This window comes from Pseudomonas lundensis, assembly GCF_015377145.2.
Taxonomy (GTDB): domain Bacteria; phylum Pseudomonadota; class Gammaproteobacteria; order Pseudomonadales; family Pseudomonadaceae; genus Aquipseudomonas; species Aquipseudomonas lundensis.
Map to the genome: position 1 here is coordinate 2,915,301 of NZ_CP062158.2, position 23,458 is coordinate 2,938,758.

The following is a 23,458-nucleotide window of genomic DNA, read 5'->3' on the forward strand; positions in this document are numbered from 1 at the left end:
AGGCGCACTGGACGATCCCTTTGCCCTCAACCGCCGCCTCGCGGCTCGGCACTGACCCACGCTAAATCCATGGCCCAATCACTCGTTCACAAGAGACTGTCCTTACCTTGATCCAAGGAACTCTTGTTTATGAGCCAGCCCGCCACACCCCGACCCAACCCCGGGGTTCTTCGAGAACTGTTCCATCTGCTCAAGCCGTTCCGGCTCATTGTCAGCTTGTCCGTCCTGCTCGGCATGGTGGGCGGCCTGAGCGTCACGGTGTTGCTGGCCACCATCAACAGTGCCTTGCACACCGAGGGCGGCCTGACCCAGCAGGTGGTCGCCCTGTTTGCCGGGCTGTGCGTACTGGCGCTGATCAGCACCATTTGTTCGGACATCGGCAGCAACTATGTCGGCCAGCACATCATCGCCCGGCTGCGCAAAGAGCTGGGGGAGAAGGTCCTGTCAGCGCCGATCGCGCAGATCGAGCGCTATCGCAGCCATCGCCTGATCCCCGTCCTGACCCATGACGTCGACACCATCAGCGACTTCGCCTTTGCCTTTGCGCCACTGGCGATTTCCCTGACGGTAACGCTCGGCTGCATGGGCTACCTGGCCATGCTCTCGTGGCCGATGTTCCTGATGATGCTGGTGGCCATCGTGATCGGCACAGTGATCCAGTACATCGCACGCGGTTACGGCCTGAACGGCTTCAATGAAGCCCGCGAAGCCGAAGACGATTTGCAAAAGCACTACAACGCCATTGCCGAAGGCGCCAAGGAACTGCGCATACACCGCCCGCGTCGCCAGCGCATGTTCGTTGCGGGCATCCAGCGCACGGCGCAAAAAATCTGCGACATTCAGGTGCGCTCGATCAACACCTTCGTGATTGCCAAAAGCCTGGGCTCGATGCTGTTCTTCGTGGTCATTGGCCTGGCGCTGGCCATGCAATCGGTGTGGCCCAGTGCCAACCCCGGTGTGATCAGCGGCTTTGTACTGGTGTTGCTGTACATGAAAGGCCCGTTGGAGCACCTCATCAGCACCCTGCCGATCATCAGCCGGGCGCAAATCGCCTTCCGCCGCATTGCAGACCTCTCCGAGCAGTTCAACTCCCCTGAACCGCACCTGCTGCTCAGTGAACCCGCTGCCCAGGACAAGACCGTCAAGCGCCTGGAGCTGGTGGATGTGGGCTACAGCTTCCCGCCTGTGGACGGCAGCGCGCCGTTTCGTCTGGGGCCAGTCAACCTGACGGTCAATCAGGGCGACATTGTGTTCATCGTCGGTGAAAACGGCTGCGGCAAAACCACGCTGATCAAGCTGTTGCTGGGCCTGTACGCCCCCCAACAGGGCGAAATACGCCTCAACGGGCATGCCGTGACGGCCCAAAGCCGCGACGATTACCGGCAGTTGTTCACGACGATTTTTGCCGATTACTACCTGTTCGACGACGTGGTGCAGGGCGACATGCACATCCCGCAGGATGCCGAGCAGTACCTCAAGCGTCTCGAAATCTCCCACAAGGTCAGCATCAACGACGGTCAGTTCAGCACCACCGACCTGTCGACCGGCCAGCGCAAGCGCCTGGCATTGGTCAACGCCTGGCTCGAAGAGCGCCCGGTGCTGGTGTTTGATGAATGGGCGGCCGATCAGGACCCGACGTTCCGCAGGATTTTCTACACCGAACTGCTGCCGGACCTGAAGCGATTGGGCAAGACCATCATCGTCATTTCCCACGACGACCGTTATTTCGACGTCGCCGACCAATTGGTGCGCATGGACAGCGGCAAGGTCAGCACGGCGCTGGAACCCGCCTGAAGCCCCTTCCCTGCAGGCGTTAACGTGCTGATGCCTGCAGGGAGACCGTGCTGAAAAAATAAATCTTCGCTTTTTCAGGAACTTCTTTCCGGTTTCTCAATCGCGCTGCGTCTAATAACTATTCCCATTAACAAACAATAATCCCCTCCTTCGGAGCTTCGGCACGTAATGCAACGACCAAACTTGAGACGGACCCCGCTTTCGATCGCTACCCAGCGCCAGACCGTTCGCCGCACGCTGTTGTCCAGTGCGTTGGTAGCCTCGGTGCTGCTGGGTTCATCCCTTGCTCAAGCGGCCCCGGTGGCCTTGAACATCCCGGCACAATCGCTGGCCAACGCGCTGAACGAACTGGGCAAGCAGGCCAACCTGCAGATCCTGTACAGCGCCGATCAGGTTCAAGGGATCAAATCGCATTCCGTGTCCGGTTCGCTGGAACCGGTCAAAGCCCTGGAAACCCTGCTGCAAGGCAGCGGCATGTCCTACCAGCTCAACGGCGACACCGTCATCCTCAACGCGCCACAGGGCAAAGGGCTGGAGCTGGGGGCTACGACCATTTCCGGCCAGGGCTTGGGTAATTCGCTGACCACCGAAGGCACAGGCTCCTACACAACGGGCGCCACCAGCAGTTCGACCAAACTGCCGCTCTCGATTCGGGAAACGCCACAGACCGTGACGGTCGTCACCCGCCAGAACATGGATGACCAAGGCGCACAGAGCATTGGTGATGTGCTACGCAACGCGCCGGGCATTTCGACCCAGGCGTATGACAGCGACCGCATGGAGTATTCGGCCCGCGGTTACGCCATCACCAACTTCCAGTACGACGGCGTTAACTCGATGTACGACGGCGTTTTCGACGAGGGCGCCACCAAAGTCGACATGGCCTTGTATGACCGCGTCGACATCGTCAAAGGCGCAACCGGCCTGTTGTCGGGCTCAGGCGAGCCTTCAGCCACCGTCAACCTGATCCGTAAGAAACCGACCCGTGAATTCAAGGCTTCGATCACCGGCAGCGCCGGATCGTGGGACAACTACCGCACTGAAGGCGATATTTCCGGGCCGCTGAACGAAGACGGCAGCGTGCGCGGGCGTTTCGTCACCGCGCTTCAGGACGCCGATTCCTACCTCGACCATTACTCAAAAAAGAACCAGGTGTTCTACGGCATTCTTGAAGCCGACATCACACCCGACACGCTGTTCACCTTTGGCATGGACTACCAGGACATCAAGCCGCGAGGCTCGTCCTGGACCGGCAACCCGTACTACTTCTCCAACTACACCAAGACCGATTTCAGCCGCTCGTTCAACCCGGCCACCGACTGGAGCCGTCGCGACGTGCAAGCGCGCACCACGTTCGCGTCGCTGGAACACCGGTTCGCCAATGACTGGAAAATCAAAGGCACCTTGAACCAGCAGGTCAACGATCACGACACGCAGTTGGGCTCGGCCAGTGGCGACATGCCCGATCCGGTCACGGGCGAAGGCATGTTCTTCTATTGGGGCAAATGGGAAGGCCACCGTGTCCAGAACACATTCGATCTCAACGCAACCGGCCCCTTCAGCCTGTTTGGTCGCGAACATGAGTTGGTCGTAGGCTATACCTCCCAAGAGTCCCGTCAAACCGGAGCAACCTTTGACGGCAGCCTGTTCCAAAAAGTGCCGGGCAGTATTTTCGACTGGAGGGGCAAATACCCGAAGCCGGACTTCCCGAAAAACGGCAAGTACGAGACCAATCAAAACCAGAACAGCGCTTACATCGCCGCACGCTTTAAACCGACCGACGACCTGTCGTTGATCCTCGGCAGCCGTGTCAGCGACTTTCAGTACAACAGCACCTACAAGTACTACGTACAGGCACCGCCTACCTTTGAGGACAACAAAACCACGTCCAAACAGCATGGCCGGGTGACGCCTTACGCCGGTGCCGTGTATGACATCAACGACACATATTCCGTGTACGCCAGCTACACCTCGATTTACAAACCGGTCACCGACAGAAGCATTTCGGGCACCACCCTGGCGCCCACGGAAGGCAACAGCTACGAAATCGGCCTCAAAAGCGAGTATTTCGACGGTCGCCTGAACGCCAGCATTGCGGCGTTCCGCACCGAGCAGAAGAAACTGCCGATCCAGATCGGCACCAACCCCAATACCAACGAGGGCATTTTCGAATCCCTCGACGGTGCGACCACCAAGGGTGTGGAATTCGAGCTGAGCGGTGAAATCATGCCGGACTGGAACATCAGCGCCGGTTACACCTACGCCCAGACCCGCTCGGACGACGGTGAGCGCGTGTACGGTTATCCGCTGGAAACCACCAAACCTGAAAACGTGGCCAAACTGTTTACTACTTACCGCCTGCCGGGCGTGTTGAACAAGGTCACCGTCGGCGGTGGCGTGAACTGGCAAAGCCCGTTCTACGGCAAGATCTACAACAATGCCAAAGGCGACTACGACATCATCGAGCAAGACAGCTACGCGCTGGTCAACCTGATGACCCGTTACGAGTACAACGAACACCTGACGTTCAACCTCAACGCCAACAACGTGTTCGACAAGAAGTACCTGACCGGACTGGGCAACTTCAACACCACCTACTACGGTGAGCCGCGCAGCCTGATGTTGACCACCAAGTACACGTTCTAAGCGTCACTGGCATCACCCGACAAGCCCCGGCGCAACTGCGTCGGGGCTTGTGCGTTCAGGGTTGCCACTGGGTTTTCTGATGATCGAGCTTGCGGTCCAGGAAGCTGGCGGCGCTGATCAACGCCAGATGCGTCAGCGCCTGGGGCGTGTTACCCAGATGCCGGGCGTGGCAATCGAACTCTTCGGCATACAAGCCCAGCGGGTTGGCATAACGCAGCAACTGTTCGAACTCCAGATGCGCCTTTTCTACCTGTCCGGCTCGCGCCAGACACTCCACGTACCAGAATGAACAGGCCGCAAACGCCCCTTCGGTGCCTTCAAGGCCGTCCATGCCCTCCTCCTCATTCAGATAGCGGTACACCATGCCATCGCGCACCAGCGTGCGTTCGATCGCCTGCAAGGTCGCCAGCCAGCGCGGGTCGGTGGCGCCGACAAAACGCACCAGCGGCATCAACAACATGGAGCCGTCCAGCGCCGTGCCGCCTTTGTATTGCACAAAATGCCCGCGTTCAGCGTCCCAGAAGTTGTCCCAGATATCGGCATGAATGGCCTGACGCGCAGCGTTCCAACGCTCAAAGGGGGCGGGCAACGAGCGTTTTGACGCCAGGCGGATGGCCCGGTCCAGCGCCACCCAGCACATCAGCCGCGAATGCAGAAAGTGATGCTTCTCGCCGCGCATCTCCCAAATGCCTACATCTTTCTGATCCCAGATCTCACACACCTCATCAACAAGTTGCGTCACGTGCTGCCAGCCTTCATGGCTGATCGCCTCGCCGTACTTGTTGGTCAAGTACACCGCGTCCAGCAACTCGCCATAGATGTCCAATTGCACTTGATCCGCCGCGCCATTGCCCACGCGCACAGGCGTGGCGCCACCGTGGCCGGCCAGGTGAGTCAGCTCCCGCTCTGGCAGCTCACGACGGCCGTCGATGCCATACATGATGTTGAGTTTGAGCGGCTGGTCGCAGCCATCCCCGACACGACCGCGCAACCAGCGCATGAAATTGTTGGCTTCTTCGACAAAACCGAGTCGGACAAACGCATACACCGTGAAGGAAGCGTCGCGAATCCAGGTGTAGCGGTAGTCCCAATTGCGCTCGCCGCCGCGGGTTTCAGGCAAGCCAAACGTGGCGGCGGCAATAATCGCCCCCTCTTTGCGAGACGTCAGGAGTTTGAGCGCCAGTGCCGAGCGGTTAATCATCTCGCGCCAGCGCCCGCGGTAGGTCGATTGTGCAATCCACTGCCGCCAAAACTGCACCGTGTGCTGCAACGCCAAATCGCTACTGCCCGCACGGACACGCGGGTCTTGAGCCGCGCCCAGGACAAACTCGGCGGTCTGCCCTTGCGCCAGCGCGAACGTACTGCACGCCGCCTGCTGCTCAACGCTCAGCGGCTGGCTGGCTGCCAGGCGCAACGCCGGTTGGCCAGAGGCCTCAAACCACACATCCGCGCCGTCTACTCGGGCATGGGTGTCTGCACGGGCGTAGTCATGACGCACCGCGCAGCGCAACGTGAAAGTCGCACGCCCACTGACCACCCGCACCCGGCGCATCAGCACGGGCAACTCATCGGCACAATCACTGACGGGCAACAGGTCGGTGACCTCCACCACCGCCTCGTTGTCCAGCCAGCGGGTCAGCAGGACATTGGTGTCCGGCAGGTAGATCTGTTCACGCCGGGCGTCGGGCATGTCCGGCGCCAACTGAAAGATGCCTGCCTCAGGGCTGTCGAGCAACGCGCAGAAGAGGGTCGGACTGTCGAACTCCGGCCAGCAGAAAAAATCCACACTGCCCTTGTCATTCACCAGCGCGGCGGTGCGCATGTCGCCAATGATGCCGTGGGCTTCGATGTGACTTTGGGTGTCGGTATCGGGTTTAACCATTGCCACGGAACTCCGGATAAAGGCTCATGCCGCCATCAATAAACAACGTGCTGCCCACCACGTAATCGGACATATCGCTGGCCAGCCACACCACCGCGTTGGCCACCTCCTCGGCCTCGCCTACGCGGCCGTAGGGGATCAACTTCAGGAGCGCCTGTTCAGCTTCGCCTTCAGTCACATCACGGTTGATGGCCGTACGGATCGCCCCCGGCGCAATGCCATTGATGCGGATTTTGTGATGGCTGACTTCTTGCGCCAGACTGCGCATGAGCATGTCCAGCCCGCCTTTGGAGGTTGCGTAATTCACATGCCCGGCCCAGGGAATCACCTGGTGCACCGAACTCATGTGAATGATCTTGCCTGCCGCCCGCGACACCCCTTCGCGAATGCCCTGACGCTTGAAGATCCGCAGCGCCGACCGCGCGCACAGAAACTGCCCGGTCAGGTTGACACCGATGACGGCGTTCCATTGCTCCAGCGTCATGTCGACTGCCGGGGCGTCCTGCTGAATGCCCGAATTGGCCAGCAGAATGTCCAGGTACCCGAACGTCTCCAGCGTCTGCTCGAACAAACGCTCCACGTCCGCCTCTTTCGACACATCCCCGCCCAGAGCAATCGCCCTGCCCCCGGCCGCCTTGATCTCGGCCGCCAACGCCTGCGCGGGTTCCGCCTGCGCGTTGTAATGCACCACCACCGCCGCACCGGCCGCCGCCAGCGCCCGGGCACTGGCCGCGCCAATCCCGGAACTGCCGCCAGTGACCAGCGCCACCTGTTGCGCGAGAGAAATTTGCATGAGTGTCAGCACCTGTTTGTGAGTGGGCTTGGAGTGCTGACTGGTAGAAGCAGGCCGGAGTTCAATGCAACATCAGCTCCACGTACTCACCGCGCAGCCCGTTACACGCGTTGAGATTTAAATAACGGCTTAAACACTCAACGTTGAATATTTAAAGCCTACAGAGGCGTTAAGCCACAAGAAAACACCCATTCCATACTTCACCAGACTATAACTTCAGAAAAATAAAAACCACTCCCGATCATATTTAAAACGATCATTGAAAAACCATTAATCACCCTACAACCCACACACCACACACTTATTGTTCAGTCACATCAATAATGACAACAACACCCCCTAATAATATCGATACATGCTTAGAACCCAATACATAAATAAGCGCTAACACTGATGATCCACGGTGCAGTCACAACAAGGCCTTCGATATAAGGCGGAATTATATGAGAGCGTCAGGGCGTTTATAAGTGGAGGCCGATTGATCGTGCCTTATGCCGACACACTACAATAATGAATGGAATAATCAAGAAGAAAGGTATTGAGTGCTGTGGTCGCTTGCAGACAGTGATAGTTGAAAATGGCAAAAAATCTGGCAGGCCACAATAATTAACTGAATTTAACTGACCTCACGACGGCCAATTCATAAACTGTCAGCTCACATCTGGACTTCTACATCTGAAACTCCTAATCACTAGGTCGAGTCCGAGTCAGGACAGTCGCCTGACTCACCTGAGCAGTCGTTTGTCTTCGAATTAACTTTTCACTGTTCCAAACCGCATGCCCCCTTCCCTGCACAACTGCTGTTCCGTTTGAGGCCTTAATGGGTGGACCCGCGCTTCGTATAGTGGCTTGCACCTGTACCCGTAATGCCACTCACAAAAAGAAGGGGTTTGCATGAATAGCCTGAACGCCTCACTGCACCACGTCGATCTGCTGGATGCCGAGCATGACGCTGAATATTTCGAATACAGCAAGGCCGCGAATCCGATCAGTGCCGGGTTGATTTCGCGTATTCCTTACCAGAACTTTCCATCCTCGCTGTATGACACTGGCCCTAGCCGTCTTGTCCCTTTAGACCTGAGTGAGGCGCTGGGCTGCGAAGGGCCGGCAACCGGGCCGGGGCTGCTGGCGAATTTTATCCGGCTCAATGCCGGTGACCACCTGACCTTGGCCCCCACGGCGACGTCCCAGGTGTTGTATGTCATCGCCGGACGCGGTGGGTTGGTGCAAGGCGATGTGGCGTTTGAATGGGAAAAAGGCTGCTTTATTGCCGTGCCCGGGCTGGAAGAGCTGCAACTGAGTGCCCATGAAGATGCACGTTTTTATTACGTTCACGATGAGCCGCTGTTGCGTTATCTGGGGGTCACGCCCACCCAACAGCACTTCAGCGCCACGCTGTACCCGGCCCAAACAGCCAACGCCAAGCTGCGTGAGGCGGCGGATGACCCAAGGGCGCAGGACCGGAGCCGGATCAGTATCTTGCTGGGCAATCGGCATTTTCCCCAGACACGCACGGTGACCCATGTGTTGTGGGCGATGTACGGGATTTTGCCCGCCGGTTCAGTGCAAAAACCCCATCGCCACCAATCCATTGCGCTGGATTTCATCATTGATTGCCCGGCCGGGTGTTACACCCTGGTGGGCACGGACATCGACGAGAACGGGCAGATCCGCAATCCGACCCGGGTCGACTGGGCGCCGGGGCTGGCGTTTGTCACGCCGCCCGGTTACTGGCATGCGCACTTCAACGAGTCGGACGATGAGGCCTTTCTGATTCCTATTCAGGACGCAGGCTTGCAAACCTACCTGCGGGCGCTGGATATCCGTTTCAGCTGACACTCACGACTGCCAATAGGCCGGACTGCCCACCCGCTCGACCATGAAGTCGATGAAACAGCGCACTTTGGAAGACACAGTGCGCTTGGGCGGGTACACCAGCCACAGCGACGCAGGCACGTGCGTCGCTTGTACCTGCCACTGCGCAAACCATTGAACCAGCGCGCCCGAGGCCAGTTGCCCGGCCACCAGCCAGTCGGGCAAGCACGCCACGCCCAACCCTTGTTCGACCGCCCGCAACTGCGCTTCCAGGTCATTGATCCGCAAAGGCCCCGCCACCGCCACGCGCTGCACCCCGTGGGCAAAACCTTCTGCGGGCACGAAAAACACCTCATCCGGCAGATTGCCATTCAATAACACGCCACTCAGCTCTTGGGGCGTTGCTGGCGGCGCGTGTTGCCGGGCATAGGCCGCACTGACGCACACCAGCGTACGTTCATTGGCCAGCTTGCGCGCCTTGAGGGTGGAATCGGGCAAGACCCCGATGCGCACGGCCAGATCAACCCCTGCATTGATCAGGTTCACGTGATGGTCGTCCAGCGTGAGGTCCAGCCGGACTTCGGGATGGCGCGACATGAACTCACCGAGTACCGGCAGGATGTGCTGGCGGGCGAATGCCGGGGGCAGATTCAGTTTCAACAGGCCACGCGGGTGCTGATTAAGCGAAGACGTTGCCTGTTTGGCGTGATCCAGCGCGTCGAGCACGCGCAACGCATGGTGCAGGAACGTCTCTCCGCCTTCGGTCAGGCGCAAGGTACGGGTTGAACGGTTGAACAAGGCAATGCCCAGATCCTGCTCAAGGTCCTTGATGTAACGCGAGACCGTCGAGGCTTTGATCGACAGTTTTTCGGCTGCCCGGGAAAAATTATTGGCCTGTGCCGCTTCAACAAAAGCACTCAGCGCTGCGAAATAGTCCATGTCAGGCCTGCACTAAGGAAAAGTCGCCAAAGGCTATCAGATTCACCCGTTGGATCGTGCAAACCGCCGGGGAATTTCGGGTTGACCCTTCGGGGTATCGACTATATGGTGTGCCAAGAAACACAAATACACACTACATGATGTGTTTTTAGCGTTTGACTCACTCTATTCCACGAGCTTGTTCGTGGGCGTACCCGCCTCCCCCGAAAGGAAACCCCTATGTTGAATTGGGACAGTTCTGACAACGAAGCCTCTGGCACACCTGCAGTGCGACCCGCCTCGCCTGCGCTGGATGCACTCAACCGCGTCGGCGATCAGGAGGCGGCCAAGGCACGTCAGGCGACAGCTGACGATACACCCGCCACGCTGCGCGCCAAGGCCGCGCTGAACCAATTGGACATCGCAGAAGGCCTGGCCGAACTGGAAGGCGCCTCTGCCCGGGTAGCGGTCGATGAAAAACGCATGATCAACTGCCGCGCCGACCTCAATCAGTTGGTGCCGTTCAAGTACGATTGGGCCTGGCAGAAGTACCTGGACGGTTGCGCGAACCACTGGATGCCGCAAGAAATCAACATGACCGCCGACATCGCCCTCTGGAAAAGCCCTGAAGGGCTGACCGATGACGAGCGCCGCATCGTGATGCGCAACCTGGGGTTCTTTTCGACGGCCGACTCGCTGGTGGCCAATAACCTGGTGCTGGCGGTCTATCGGTTGATTACCAACCCCGAGTGCCGGCAATACATCCTGCGTCAGGCCTTTGAAGAAGCGATTCACACCCACGCCTACCAGTACTGCATTGAGTCGCTGGGGATGGACGAAGGCGAAATTTTCAACATGTATCACGAGATTCCCTCGGTCGCGAAAAAGGCCACCTGGGGTTTGAAGTACACGCGTTCGATCTCCGATCCGACGTTTGAAACCGGTACGGTCGAGAACGACAAAGAGTTGCTCAAGAACCTGATCGCTTACTACTGCGTGCTGGAAGGTATTTTCTTCTATTGCGGGTTCACCCAGATCCTGTCCATGGGGCGGCGCAACAAAATGAATGGCGTGGCGGAGCAGTTTCAGTACATCTTGCGCGACGAGTCCATGCACTTGAATTTCGGCATTGATGTGATCAATCAGATCAAACTCGAAAACCCGCACTTGTGGGATGCCGAACTTAAAGATGAAGCCGCGCAAATGATCTTGCAGGGCACGCAACTGGAAATCGAATATGCCCGCGACACCATGCCTCGCGGCGTATTGGGCATGAATGCGGCCATGATGGAAGACTATTTGAAGTTCATCGCCAACCGCCGCTTGTCCCAGATCGGCTTGAAAGAAGAATACCCCGGCACCACCAACCCGTTCCCGTGGATGAGCGAAATCATGGATTTGAAGAAAGAAAAGAACTTCTTCGAAACCCGCGTCATCGAGTACCAGACGGGCGGCGCGTTAAGCTGGGACTGAGCCTATCGGCCCGGTGAGGCCCTCACTTTTTTCAAACTGATACTTATGTGTAGCCAGAAAATCAAAACCCCGTGCGTGGGGCTGTGCTCAACGGTTTTTGGTGACCTTGTGTGCAGGGGATGCAAACGTTTTCACCATGAAATTGTGGGCTGGAACGGGTATTCGGAAACGGACAAACAAGCCGTATTGTGGCGGCTTGAGCACTTGCTCGACCGTGTTACCCAAGGGTTGGTGGATGTGTTCGACGAGGCCTTGCTCAAGGACCAACTCACCCGGCGCAGGATTCAACTGCGACCTGAGCATTCCATTTATTACTTGGCGTATCAGGTGATTTGGCGCGGTGCGGACACGATCAAGCGCATCGAAGACTACGGCATACGGCTTGCGCCGCAAATCCGGGGCATGTCGCTGGTGGACGTTCGGGCTTTGATCGACAAAGAGTTCTTTGTGCTGTCCGAGATGCATTACCAGCGCATCCAGACGCAGGCGCTTTAACACGCGCGGCAGACAGTCAAGACGGTGGGCGCCAGTTGGCTGGCACCCACCGTTGAGGCGTGTGTCAGGCGCCGATGACGTTAGACAGCCTTACCGGCTGCAGGTCGAAACGGTCTGCCAGAAACGGCGTCACGTCCAGCGGCAAAGGCTCATTGCGCACCAAGGCGTCGAGCATGACGCCGGTGATGGCTGACGTCAGGATGCCCGTGCGAAAGTGACCGCAGGCATTCAAATACCCCTCCACCCCCGCCATCGGCCCCAGAATCGGCAGTTCATCCGGCGAGCCCGGACGCAACCCCGCCCAGGTGCGCTTGAGGTTGACGTCCTTGAGTTCCGGTATACAACGCATGGCGCCCTGCACCAGACCGCTGATTTCCGGGAAGGTGGTGGTGACGTCGAAGCCTTTGTCTTCGGTGGTGCTACCGATCAGGATTTCACCGTTGTCCTTCTGCGCCAGGTAGCAATCGCTGGTGGTCAGGCAGCCGTTGAGCAACTTGGGCATGCGCTCGGTGAGCACAATCTGGCCCTTGACCGGGGCCACCGGGATGCTCATGTCAGTGGCCATCACGCTCAATTCGGCCGCCCACGCACCCGCCGCGTTAATCAGGGTTTTGCTGTGGAACACCCCTTCATTGTCGGTGCGCACGCCGATGACTTTCGAACCCTGGCGCAACACGCCGGTGACGTTGGTGTTGAAATACAGGTCCACGCCATTTTGGCGAGCGCCTTCGGTGTAGGCGTCCGTGAGGCGGAACGGGCTGACCTGGTGGTCGCACAGAAACTCCAGAGCGCCCAGGGCATCGTGGCTGACACTCGGCTCCGCCTCGCGCAGCGCGGCCTGGTCGAGCCAGCGCACTTCATGGGCCAAATGCGGAATATGGGCGACGATGTGCTCGGCGTAGAGGCGGTCTTCGTCGTCATAAATCACGTACTTGAGCCCCGTGCGCTCGAACTTGAAGTCCATGCCGTGTTTTTCTTTGAGTTCCTCATGCAGGCCCGGGTACAGCGCGTTGGACTGCAAGGCAAAGTCGAAAAAGCAGTCCGGCAGGATGTGCGGCGTGCTGGCGTCCACCACCACTGCCGAGCCTTGGGCTTCACGCTTGCGTTCGGCGGACATCATGCGGAAAAAAATCACCCCGCAGCCCAGTCCCACCGACTCGCCGATGGCCCACAGGCCGCCCGCCGAGGCGCGGCTGGCATTGCCGGGGCGCTTGCAGTCGATCATGGCGATTTTCAGGTCTTTGCGGCGCGACAGGTGATAGGCGATTGAGGCGCCGATCACCCCGCCACCGGCGATGACTACGTCATAGGTCTTGATCATGTCAGGCATCCTTGCAGGCATTGGTGAAGGCCGAAAATGGCACGGGTTCCAGTGGGAAGCGCGGGCGCAGCCAGCCCACATCCTGGCGCCCGGTGGCGTCGCGCAGACGGTCGCTGCAATAGCCGACGCACATGCGCCCCTGGCAATCGCCCATGCTGACCCGGGTGCGCATTTTCAATCCGGCCATGTCTTGCACTCCCTGACTCAGGGCCAGGTCGATGTCGGCGCGGGTGACGTGCTCGCAACGGCACACCACCGTGTCGGCCTGTGGCAAGTCAATCTGACGGGTGCCGCGCTGGGTGTAACGGTCAATCCCGCCGCGAAAGCGCACGATGGCGTTGAGCTTGCTCAGGTAGGCCCGCCGCTGATCGAGGGCCTGCTGTTCGCTGAGCACCCCGCGCTGCATCAGGATCGAGAGGGCCGCGATGCGTCCGGTCAGCATGGCAGCTTCACCGCCGCGCAGGCCGGTGACGTCCCCTGCCAGGTGAATCGCCGGCTGGCTGCTTTGCTGCCAGCTGTTGGCGGTGGCCGCCAGGTAACCGTCCACGTTGTAGGCATGTTCCAGCCCCATTTGCTGGGTGAGCTGGGTACGCGGAATGAAGCCGTAGCCCACCGCCAGGGTGCGAGCTGTCACTGTCTGAGCCTTGCTCAGGTTTGCCTGCCAGTGGCTGTCGTAGGGCGCCACCTTGACCGTTTGCACCTCACCGTCGCCCATGGCCTCAACCACACCCCAGCCATACCGCACGGTAATGCCATGGCGCTTGAGGTACACCAGCATGCTCAGGCCATCGAGGAACAGTTGCGGCTGATTGAGCAGCGCGAGGCTTTCTTTGGCGATGCGGCCGAACTCACAGGCTTCATACACGCCGGCCACTTCCACGCCCGCCGCGTGCAATTGGCAGGCGACCAACATTAACAGCGGCCCTGTACCGGCTATCAACACCGGGCCTTTGGGCTTGACCACACCGCTTTTGATTTGCAGTTGCAGACCGCCGAGCATGATCACGCCGGGGGTGGTCCAGCCCGGAAAAGGCACGCTGCGCTCATGGCAGCCTGCCGACAGCAGTAGCTGCGGGAAGGCGATTTCCTGCACCTGCTCGTTAGCATCCAGCAGTTGCAGGCGCTGTACGCCCTGACCGCCAATCACCCGGTGGTTAAGCCGCACATCGACATTTCGGGCAATCGCGGCGAATTCATCATGCAACGTGTGCAGGGCTTGCTTGTAACGCTCGCCCAAATAGTCGAGCTCCACGCCTTCACGCAGCGGCCCGCGATAAACCACACCGCCCAGGCGCGAGGCTTCTTCCAGCAAGGTGCTCTGCACACCGTGCTGCGCCAGTTCAATGGCAGCCGACATGCCGGCCGGGCCACCGCCGACGATCACAGGATTAAGGCTCATCGGGCTTTCTCCTGTTCTGCGACCCGGTTTTGCCCGGTTTCGACCTTCATGCCGGGGCGCACCACGGTCTGGCAGGCCCGGCGTTTATGCCGCCCGTCAATATTGACCAGGCAGCAATAGCACACGCCCATGCCGCAATAGGCGCCGCTGGCCTGACCATGGTCGTTGGCCGACACCTGACGAACGCCGACGGCGTTCAAGACACTGAGTACAGTCTCGCCTTGCGCGGCGCTGACCGCCTGGCCATTGAGCAGGATGGTCATGTCCGCCTGCATTAAAGGTTGAATGTCGTACTGCCGGTTCAAATCATCCATTTTCTTATGTTGTCCTTTGTATGAACTGCTTAGCGCGGGCCTCCGGGTGTTAGGCAGCCAGAGGTCTTGGTCACTGGGAACCAAGACCGGAACGTTAGACGATTCGTAAAAATAAGCATTGATGCAGGCCAATAGATCCGCTCCATTTTCGAATTTGCGACGGAAAGCCCTTACACTGATGGCCCTTTGCTTGTTGGCACGCTCCATGGACCTCGATCTGGCTCGCACCTTCCTTGAGATTGTTCGCTACGGCAGCCTTGCCAGCGCTGCCCAGAACCTGCATGTCACCCAGACCGCCGTCACGGCGCGGGTGCAAAAACTCGAAAGCCTGCTGGGGGTGACGCTGTTCATCCGCAACCGCGCGGGGGCCAAATTAACGCCCGAAGGCGAAGCGTTTGTGGTTTATGCCAACCAGCTACTGCACACCTGGGAAGCGGCACGGCGCGATTTGCCGCGCCCCGAAGGGCTTGACCAGGTTCTGCATATCGCGGGCGAGGTCAGCCTGTGCAACCCGCTGATCCTGAGCTGGACCCAAGCCTTGCGCCAGCACCTGAGTTCCCATGCCGTGCGGGTGCAGATTCGCGATGGCGAGCATTTGTTGCGGCAAGTGGAAATGGGCTTGCTGGATGCCGCGCTGGTGTACCGGCCTGCTTACTGGCCCGGCGTGCAGGTGGAACAGTTGCTGGAGGAAAAGCTGATCCAGATCCGCCGCCCCGCGAGGCCCGATCCCTATGTGTACGTGGACTGGGGGGAGGATTTCCGCCTTCAGCACGATGCCGCCCTGCCGGAAAAGGCGCGGGCTGCCGTCAGTTTCAACCTCGGGCCGGTGGCGCTGCATTACATTCTTGAGAACGGCGGCAGTGGCTATTTCCGCACGCGGGTGGTGCAAAGCTACCTCAACAGCGGCGCCCTGGAGCGGGTGCCCAAAGCGCCTGAATTCAGTTACCCGACCTATCTGGTGTACTCACGCGAGCGAGATTGCCCGGCCTTGCAACAGGCGCTGGAGTTGCTGCGCGACATCGTCAAGCTGGACGGCGACTGGTCCCAGCGCTGGGGGCCGGAAGTCTGATCCGGCCTACGCCAGGATGAAACCTGCGGCACCTGAAACCTTTCAGCTTTGCAGTCGCGGCGCTATCCCTTAGGCTGCTGCAACGCGCAATAACAATGACAACACAGGTGACCCATGTCCGACCTCACCCGCACCGACGCTGGCTGGATGGCTTGCCCGGCCCATCATCAATGGCTGCATGATCAGGGCCGACGGCTGGTGGACTTCGCCCGGGCCGCACGGGTGGCGGATGGTTTTACCAGCCTCGACTCCTTTGGCCAGCGCCCCGATAACGCTTGGGCCGACACCATGACCACGGCACGCATGGTGCACAGTTTCGCCCTCGCCCACCTGCAAGGTTTACCTGATTGTGCGCAGCTGATTGATCACGGCCTGGCGGCACTGGCAGGGCCTTTACGCGACGCCCGCCATGGCGGTTGGTTCGCCACCGCGCACGCCCACGATGGCAACACTCGCAAGCAAGCCTACCTGCATGCCTTTGTGGCACTGGCCTTCAGCTCGGCCGCGGTGGCTGGCCGACAAGGGTCTGCCGAATTACTCGGGGATGCCGTGGAGCTGCTGGAAGACACGTTCTGGAGCGAAGCCGAAGGCGCGTTGCTGGAGTCTTTCACGGGCGACTGGAGCGCGTGCGAAGCGTATCGCGGTGCCAACAGCAACATGCACGGCGTCGAAGCCTTTCTGGCGCTGGCCGATGTGCTGGACGAAAACCTGTGGCTGGACCGCGCCCTGCGGATCGCCGAGCGGGTCATCCATGTACAGGCCGCTCAAGCCGGCTACCTGCCGGTCGAACACTTTGATGAGCACTGGCAACCGCTGCCCGACTACAACCGCGACCATCCGGCCGACCCGTTCCGCCCCTTTGGCAAAACCCCTGGCCATGCCTTCGAATGGGCGCGTCTGTTGTTGCATCTGGAAGCGGCGCGCACGCGACGTGGCATGCCGACACCCGATTGGCTACTGGACGATGCCCGGCAGTTGTTTCACAGCGCATGCCAGCATGGCTGGAATGCCGACGGCCAGCCCGGCATCGTGTACACACTGGATTGGGATAACCGGCCGGTGGTTCGCGAACGTCTGCACTGGACCCTGGCCGAAGCCTCGGCAGCGGCCGCTGCGCTATGGCAGCGCACGGGGGAAGCGGAATATGAGCAGTGGGGTCAACGCTTCTGGGATTTTATCGACCTGCACCTGATCGATCGGGAACACGGCAGTTGGCATCACGAACTGGACCCGAACAACCGGCCTTCGGCCCGTATATGGCCGGGCAAACCGGACCTCTACCACGCGTATCAGGCCACCCTGCTGCCGCGCCTGCCGTTAGCGATCAGTCTGGCCTCAGCCCTGGCACAACAACCCGGACGCCAGCACGCCCAAACCGACTAAAAAAGCCAACAGCGCGTGTTGCAGGGCTTTATGCCGGGAAAAGAAGGAACGCCCGTCCAATGCGCGCTGCACCAGCTTGAGCAGGTCGGGGTCGGCCGCGGGCGTGCGCGGGTTGAACCGTTGCACATTGGCGACGCGCAGCCATGCAGCCAGGTGCTCGGGGTTTTCAGCCAGCCAGGCCTTGAACACCTGACGTTCCGACGGGCAGGCATGACCGGATTCAAGCAACAGCATCCAGTCAACAGCCGCACGGGTAATGGGGTCAACGCTGCTTTTGCTCATAGGGACTGTGCCACTCGAACAATTCATAAAGACAACCGAACTCAAATAGTAATAAGTCGCATTATCGTGACATCAAGATGAATTGCAAGGTGACACAGGCCTCACCGGCATGACAGACGCATCCGCGTTTAGCCGCCTGCGCGGGTCAACGTCCGCCGGCCATGTCCACAAAGGTGCCGGTGGCGTAGGACGCTTTGTCGGACAGCAGCCAGACGATCGCCTCCGCGACTTCTTCCGGGCGCCCGCCCCGACCCATGGGAATCATGGATTCGAGCTTGCTGACCCGGCCCGGATCTCCGCTCAGCGCGTGGAAGTCGGTGAAAATGTACCCCGGTCGCACCGCGTTGACGCGGATACCCTCACCCGCCAGCTCTTTTGACAGGCCAATGGTGAAAGCGTCCAGTGCGCCTTTGGACGCCGCATAGTCGACGTATTCGCCCGGCGACCCCAACCGGGCAGCCACCGACGACACATTGACGATGTTGCCGCCCTGGCCGCCATACCGGGGCGACATGCGCAGCACCGCGTGCTTGGCGCACAGGATCGGGCCCAGCACATTGGTTTTGAGGGTGTGCAGCACGCGGAACTCGGACATCTCTTCGAGCCGCGACTTGTGCCCCACCGTACCGGCATTGTTGACCAGCGCCGTCACCGGCCCCAGTTCCTGATCCACCCGCAGGAACAGGCTGATGACTTCGTCTTCATTGCTGACATCGGCCCGCACGCTGATGGCCAGCGCGCCCAGTGCGCGAACCTGCTCCAGCACTTCATGGGCCGCCGCGTCGTCCGCCAGATAATTAATGCAGATTTTGTAACCCTGCCGGGCAGCCAGCAGCGCCGTCGCTGCGCCAATGCCACGGCTGCCACCGGTGATCACGATGACTTTGTCCATAAATACGCGTTCCCCATTCACGGTGTAAACCTGCGGCCAGAATAACCGGGCGTTACGCCTTTGTCAGTGCGCGGCGTCAGGTGCCGCGCAGGTTTGCTGAACGCGGTGGATGTCGGACATGAACTGTTGCGCAGGCTTGGGGGGCCCCAACAGGTAGCCCTGCAAGGCATCGCAGCCCAGCGTGGTCAGGAAACTTTGCTGGGTGTCGGTCTCTACCCCCTCGGCCACGATTCGCAAGCCCAATGCCTGACCCAACGCCACAATGGCCGACACAATGGCCGCATCATCACTGTCGTGCTCCAGGTCGCGGACAAACCCGCGGTCGATCTTGAGTTCGTTGGCGGGCAAGCGTTTGAGGTACATCAGGCTTGAATAGCCGGTGCCGAAATCGTCGATGGACAGGTCGACGCCCATCAGGGACAGCTGTTGCAACACCGTCATGCTGGCATCGGCGTCGTTCATGGCCGTGGTTTCGGTGATTTCCAGGGTCAGGCTATTGGCCGGTAATTGATGTCGGGCCAACGCACAGGCCACGCTGTCGACCAGCCCCTTGTGACAAAACTGCAACGCCGAGAGGTTCACCGCCACCCGCCAGTGGCTGTAACCCTGGTCGAACCACACCCGCATCTGGCGACAGGCTTCGTTGAGCACCCACTCACCGATAGGGATGATCAGACCGGTTTTTTCCGCCACGTCGATAAACGCATCCGGCATCAACAACCCTTGCTGCGGATGCTCCCAGCGCAACAGCGCCTCGGCACCGATCGGCTGACCGGTGCTGGCATCCATCTTGGGCTGATAATGCAAACTGAACTGCTGCTGCGCCAGCGCCTGGCGCAAGTCCTGGAGCAATTGCAATTGCTTGCGAGCATTGGTGTTCATCGACACCTCGAAAAAACTGTAGCCGTTCTTGCCTGCGCCTTTGGCGTGGTACATCGCCGCGTCGGCGTTCATCAGCAACTCTTCAGCCGTGACGCCATTACCGGGGTACAGCGCAATGCCGATGCTTGCGGAAATTTGCAGTTGATGCTCATCCACCTGAAACGAGCGCGACAGCAGGCTGACCTGCCGCGCAGCCACCTGCGGCGCGTCATTGGCCTCGGTCAGTCGCACCAGCATGACGAACTCGTCGCCACCAATGCGCGCCAGCGTGTCCTGACCCCGCAACTCTTGACGCATACGCAGCGCCACTTCGCGCAGCAAGCGATCGCCCAAGTGATGGCCAAAGGCATCGTTGACGGGTTTGAAGCCATCCAGGTCGATGAACATCAACGAAAAACAACCGCCCTGTTCCGCCACTTTGCGCTGGGCCTGCCCGATACGGTCGGCCAGCAGGATGCGATTGGGCAAGCCGGTCAAGTTGTCGTGCAAGGCCAGTTGGGTCAGCTCTTCATTGGCCAGGGTCAGGGACTGCGCCAACGCGGCGGTCCGGGCGTCCAGTCGGGCATCAAAGATCGAGGTCAGCAGCGCGATGGTCATCACCGCCAGGCTTGCCACCAGCACCAGATTGTCCAACCCTTTGGCGCTCAGCCCGTTCAAGGCTGCGCCGCAAAAACTGCCCTCAGGGAAGCTTGCCGCCGCCATGCCGGTGAAATGCATGCCGACAATAGCCAGTCCCATGACCACTGCTGCCCCGGCCCGGGCCAGACGCACGTACGGCGTTTGTTGACGCAAACGGAACGCTATCATCAGGGCGGCCGCCGACGCCGCCACGGCGATCACCAGCGATAAACCAAATAACGCAGGGTCGTAGTCGATCCCCGGCTGCATGCGCAACGCCGCCATGCCGCTGTAGTGCATGGCGCTGATGCCCGCGCCCATGATCAGGGCGCCATAGAGCAGTTGCAGCGCCGGCAGCCGCGGTTGACTGACCAGCCACAAGGCAAACCCCGATGAAAGAATCGCCACCAGCAACGACCACAATGTCAGCCCGAGGTCGTAGCCCAGCTCAATGGGCAAAGACAGCGCGAGCATGCCGATAAAGTGCATCGACCACACACCAAACCCCATCGCCAGCGCACCGCCCCCCATCCATAGGTACGCGGCACGGCCGCGCGCCGTGGCGATGCGACCGCTGAGGTCAAGGGCGGTGTAGGAAGCAAGAATGGCCACACATAAAGAAATCAGAACCAACGCGGGGGAGTAACTTGCCAAAACATGGACCTTCTGCAGAGCGCTAGCCGAACGGCATCCATGCACCGTGAAAAGTGCGCGATTGTACTGATTCCACGGGCAAACGCACGTACAGACATAGGCTAAATGCCAGCATCTGACGAGCTGGCATCGTCTCCCCTCCCGATCAGTCGCGAGGGGCCATTTCGTGAAGCCGGAAATCACACTTGGCATGCTCGATATAACGCGCCACCGCCGCCGATTTTTCAAAGCGCCGGTGGATCAGCGACAACCACGACATCACCTCACAGCCCTCGATCGGGCGATAGACCACGCCGGGCAAGTGGATGTGCCCGACCACCGAGGCAGGCACCACCGCCACCCCCTGCCCCAGCGACACCAGCGCGATCACCGCCACCAGCCCGCCGGGTTGCGGGCCGAGCCTGGGGGCGAAACCGCCTTGACGGGCGACCTGCAACGTCCCGCTGATTTGCTCGGGCAACACAAACGTTTCGTTTTGCAGATGTTCGGGGCTGATGACCTTTAAGCGCGCCAGCCATGCGTCTGCCGCCAGCGCCAGGACAAAACCTTCCGCATTCAGGCGAACCGCCTCCACCCCGTCGGGCAACGCCATGGGCGAGCGCACGTAGCCAATATCGAAGCGGCCTTCAGCCACCATCGTTGGCAAATTCGCCATCGGTGCTTCGCGGACCGAAATGCTGACCTCGGCCGATTCGCGGCAAAAGCCCTGAACTTGGCGCTGTAAAACCCCGGAATAGACTGCCGACGCGACATACCCCAACTCGATATGCCCAGTCTCGCCGCGACCAGCCCGCTGTGCGTGGCGCCCAGCCCGTTCGAACTGACTGACGGTGGCTTGCGCCTCGGGCAATAACGCCTCGCCGGCCTGGGTCAGGCTCACCTGACGTTGCTCGCGCACAAACAAACGCACCCCCAGCTCGGCTTCCAGATCCTGCACTTGCCGACTCAGGGTGGGCGGCGCAATGCCCAGCACCTCGGCCGCGCGGGTGAAATTGCGTTGCTGCGCAACCGCCAGAAAATAGCGGAAATGACGTATGTCCATGGGTGCATTAGCTCATAGGTAATGAAGTCTCGGCCGATGCCTAACCGACCCGCCCCGGCACAGCGTTACCCTGTGCCGACCGTCACACTAGAGAGCCGCTTCTATGTCCGTCAAATCAAGACCAGCCGTGCCGCTCAGTCACTTCGCGCAGCCGCTCGTCTGCTGCATTGCCTCGCAGGCAATCCTGCGGTTGCCTCGGGAGCCCAGACCATGAAGCCTGTCAGCCCGCGCCTGACCCTGCTGACCGCTTCCGGGGTGTGCTCCCTGATCGTGCTCGACACCAACATTGTGGCCGTTACCCTGCCGAGCATCGCGCAAGACTTGGGGGCCAACTTTGTCGACATCGAATGGGTGGTCAGCGCCTACATGCTGGCCTTCGCCGCACTGTTGTTACCGGCCGGGAGCATCGCCGACCGCTATGGCCGCAAAAAGACCCTGCTTTGGGGCCTGAGCATTTTCATCCTCGCGTCCATCGGCTGCGGGGCCGCGCCGACCACCCTGCTACTGGACATCGCCCGCGCCGTCAAAGGGGTCGGCGCTGCGCTGCTGCTAACCTCGGCACTGGCCTCGATCGGCCACGCGTTTCATGACGAGGCGGAGCGCGCCAGGGCCTGGGCATTTTGGGGCGCGTGCATGGGCGTCGCCATGACGGCCGCGCCCACGCTGGGCGGCTTGATCACCGAGTACCTGGGCTGGCGCTGGATTTTCTACCTCAACCTGCCGGTGGGCCTGCTGCTCATGGCGTTGGTCAACCACGCCATTGCCGAATCCCGGGACCCGCAATCCGCGCGGCTCGACCCGTGGGGCAGCCTGGTGTTCAGCGCCAGCCTGTTATGCCTGATCTGGGGCTTGATCGAAGCCAACCGCATTGGCTGGAACAGCCCGCTGACCTATGCACGGATCGTGGGCGGGGTGCTGCTACTGGGGGTGTTTGTATGGGTCGAGTCGCTGCAAAAGCGCCCGATGATCGACCTGCAACTGTTCCGCCACCCGCGCTTTATCGGCGCCCTGCTCGGCATGTTCGCCTACGCCGGTTGCGCACAGGTGATGATGACCCTGCTGCCGTTTTACCTGCAAAACGGGTTGGGGTTCAGCGCCGTACACGCGGGGCTGGGCATGTTGCCCTTTGCTGTCACCATGTTGATCGGCCCGCGCATCGGTGCCCGCCTGGCCAGCCGTTACAGCCCGGCCACGCTGATGGCGACGGGCCTGACACTGGTGGGCTGTGGCAACCTGCTCAGCGCCTGGGCCGTGGAGCACGGCGGCTATCTGAGTTTCGCCCTGACCACCGCTGTGACAGGCGCAGGCGCCGGTTTACTGAATGGCGACACGCAAAAAAACATCATGGCCTGCGTGCCGCGCGACCGTGTCGGCATGGCCTCGGGCATGAGCACCACCATGCGTTTCAGCGCCATTGTGCTGGCCATTGGCGTGCTCGGCGCATTGCTCGGCAGTCACACCGAACAGCACCTCAATGCCAGCCTTGCGGCCGATGCCCCGCAATGGAAGGATCACACCCACGCCATCGCCTCACGGGTCGTGGCGGGAGACCTGCACGGCGCCGTGAGCGCATTGCCGCTGTCAGTCCAACCCCGGATTCAGGCGCTGGCCACGCAGGCTTTTGTGAACGGGTTCAGCGTGGTGTTATGGGTCGCCGGGTGGCTGGGGTTACTGGGCGCACTGGTGGTGGGGACCTTGATGCGTCAGCCGATCCCGCCACTGGCGCTCGTCACCCGCCCGCTTTAGAGCCCTTGCACGGCGTCAGGCAGACGGAAAAAACCGTCCT

General features: G+C 60.4%; 18 protein-coding genes. 8 read left to right on the forward strand and 10 right to left on the reverse strand.

Features of this window, described 5'->3' with window-relative positions; genetic code table 11:
• The first annotated feature begins 129 nt into the window (after nt 1-129).
• Nucleotides 130-1,794 (forward strand): cyclic peptide export ABC transporter, encoded by a 1,665-nt coding sequence (locus tag IF654_RS13580; RefSeq protein WP_047275592.1) that lies wholly within the window; start codon nt 130-132, stop codon nt 1,792-1,794.
• Nucleotides 1,795-1,962: 168 nt separating this feature from the next.
• Nucleotides 1,963-4,440, forward strand: a complete 2,478-nt coding sequence (locus IF654_RS13585) for a TonB-dependent siderophore receptor (RefSeq protein WP_083333521.1) — start codon at nt 1,963-1,965, stop codon at nt 4,438-4,440.
• 55 nt (nt 4,441-4,495) lie between these two features.
• Here the strand turns inward: IF654_RS13585 and IF654_RS13590 are convergent, their stop codons facing one another.
• Nucleotides 4,496-6,322 carry a glycoside hydrolase family 15 protein gene (locus IF654_RS13590; RefSeq protein WP_194862316.1) on the reverse strand — a complete coding sequence of 609 codons (1,827 nt, stop codon included), beginning with the start codon at nt 6,320-6,322 and terminating at the stop codon, nt 4,496-4,498.
• Nucleotides 6,315-7,115 carry a glucose 1-dehydrogenase gene (locus IF654_RS13595; RefSeq protein ID WP_047275597.1) on the reverse strand — a complete coding sequence of 267 codons (801 nt, stop codon included), beginning with the start codon at nt 7,113-7,115 and terminating at the stop codon, nt 6,315-6,317. The genes IF654_RS13590 and IF654_RS13595 overlap by 8 nt, the downstream gene beginning before the upstream one ends.
• A gap of 894 nt (nt 7,116-8,009) precedes the next feature.
• Between IF654_RS13595 and IF654_RS13600 the strand changes: the two genes are divergently transcribed.
• Nucleotides 8,010-8,951, forward strand: coding sequence for a cupin domain-containing protein (locus IF654_RS13600; RefSeq protein WP_047275599.1), 942 nt, complete (start codon nt 8,010-8,012; stop codon nt 8,949-8,951).
• A gap of 3 nt (nt 8,952-8,954) precedes the next feature.
• On the opposite strand, the gene IF654_RS13605 is transcribed toward IF654_RS13600, so the two are convergent.
• Nucleotides 8,955-9,869, reverse strand: a complete 915-nt coding sequence (locus tag IF654_RS13605) for a LysR family transcriptional regulator (protein ID WP_047276434.1) — start codon at nt 9,867-9,869, stop codon at nt 8,955-8,957.
• A gap of 219 nt (nt 9,870-10,088) precedes the next feature.
• Between IF654_RS13605 and IF654_RS13610 the strand changes: the two genes are divergently transcribed.
• Both IF654_RS13610 and IF654_RS13615 read left to right on the forward strand, forming a co-directional pair.
• Nucleotides 10,089-11,321, forward strand: a complete 1,233-nt coding sequence (locus tag IF654_RS13610) for a ribonucleotide-diphosphate reductase subunit beta (RefSeq protein ID WP_094987543.1) — start codon at nt 10,089-10,091, stop codon at nt 11,319-11,321.
• A gap of 45 nt (nt 11,322-11,366) precedes the next feature.
• Nucleotides 11,367-11,816, forward strand: coding sequence for a DUF1289 domain-containing protein (locus IF654_RS13615; RefSeq protein WP_047275605.1), 450 nt, complete (start codon nt 11,367-11,369; stop codon nt 11,814-11,816).
• A gap of 64 nt (nt 11,817-11,880) precedes the next feature.
• Here the strand turns inward: IF654_RS13615 and hcnC are convergent, their stop codons facing one another.
• Genes hcnC through hcnA form a run of 3 tightly spaced genes read right to left on the reverse strand, consistent with a single transcriptional unit; the run spans nt 11,881 to nt 14,850 of the window.
• Nucleotides 11,881-13,137: a cyanide-forming glycine dehydrogenase subunit HcnC gene (gene hcnC, locus IF654_RS13620; RefSeq protein WP_094987542.1), complete on the reverse strand. Its 1,257-nt coding sequence runs from the start codon at nt 13,135-13,137 to the stop codon at nt 11,881-11,883.
• Between the two features lies 1 nt (nt 13,138).
• Nucleotides 13,139-14,536, reverse strand: coding sequence for a cyanide-forming glycine dehydrogenase subunit HcnB (gene hcnB, locus IF654_RS13625; RefSeq protein ID WP_094987541.1), 1,398 nt, complete (start codon nt 14,534-14,536; stop codon nt 13,139-13,141).
• The gene (hcnA, locus tag IF654_RS13630; protein ID WP_047275611.1) at nt 14,533-14,850 is read right to left on the reverse strand and encodes a cyanide-forming glycine dehydrogenase subunit HcnA; all 318 of its coding nucleotides are present in this window, start codon (nt 14,848-14,850) and stop codon (nt 14,533-14,535) included. Before hcnA ends, hcnB begins: the two co-directional genes overlap by 4 nt.
• 205 nt (nt 14,851-15,055) lie before the next feature.
• On the opposite strand from hcnA, the gene IF654_RS13635 reads away from it, so the two are divergent.
• Together IF654_RS13635 and IF654_RS13640 are read left to right on the forward strand one after the other, a co-directional pair.
• A complete protein-coding gene (locus IF654_RS13635; protein WP_047280922.1) occupies nt 15,056-15,919 on the forward strand; it encodes a LysR family transcriptional regulator in 864 nt (287 codons plus the stop codon).
• A gap of 114 nt (nt 15,920-16,033) precedes the next feature.
• Complete coding sequence (locus IF654_RS13640) at nt 16,034-17,302, forward strand: D-mannose isomerase (RefSeq protein WP_194862315.1); 1,269 nt, start codon at nt 16,034-16,036, stop codon at nt 17,300-17,302.
• Here the strand turns inward: IF654_RS13640 and IF654_RS13645 are convergent.
• The 4 genes from IF654_RS13645 to IF654_RS13660 form a co-directional block, all read right to left on the reverse strand.
• Complete coding sequence (locus IF654_RS13645; protein ID WP_047282719.1) at nt 17,255-17,584, reverse strand: DUF4880 domain-containing protein; 330 nt, start codon at nt 17,582-17,584, stop codon at nt 17,255-17,257. The two genes, IF654_RS13640 and IF654_RS13645, sit on opposite strands and share 48 nt — an antisense overlap.
• 145 nt (nt 17,585-17,729) lie before the next feature.
• Entirely contained in the window at nt 17,730-18,476 is a 747-nt protein-coding gene (locus IF654_RS13650) for an SDR family oxidoreductase (RefSeq protein ID WP_047280799.1), read from the reverse strand.
• A gap of 63 nt (nt 18,477-18,539) precedes the next feature.
• Nucleotides 18,540-20,630, reverse strand: coding sequence for a putative bifunctional diguanylate cyclase/phosphodiesterase (locus IF654_RS13655; RefSeq protein ID WP_230683705.1), 2,091 nt, complete (start codon nt 20,628-20,630; stop codon nt 18,540-18,542).
• Nucleotides 20,631-20,775: 145 nt separating this feature from the next.
• The gene (locus IF654_RS13660; protein ID WP_047280800.1) at nt 20,776-21,672 is read right to left on the reverse strand and encodes a LysR family transcriptional regulator; all 897 of its coding nucleotides are present in this window, start codon (nt 21,670-21,672) and stop codon (nt 20,776-20,778) included.
• A 210-nt stretch (nt 21,673-21,882) separates the two neighbouring features.
• Here IF654_RS13660 and IF654_RS13665 point away from each other — a divergent pair, with 210 nt between their 5' ends.
• Entirely contained in the window at nt 21,883-23,418 is a 1,536-nt protein-coding gene (locus IF654_RS13665; RefSeq protein ID WP_194862314.1) for an MFS transporter, read from the forward strand.
• The last annotated feature ends 40 nt before the right edge of the window (nt 23,419-23,458 follow it).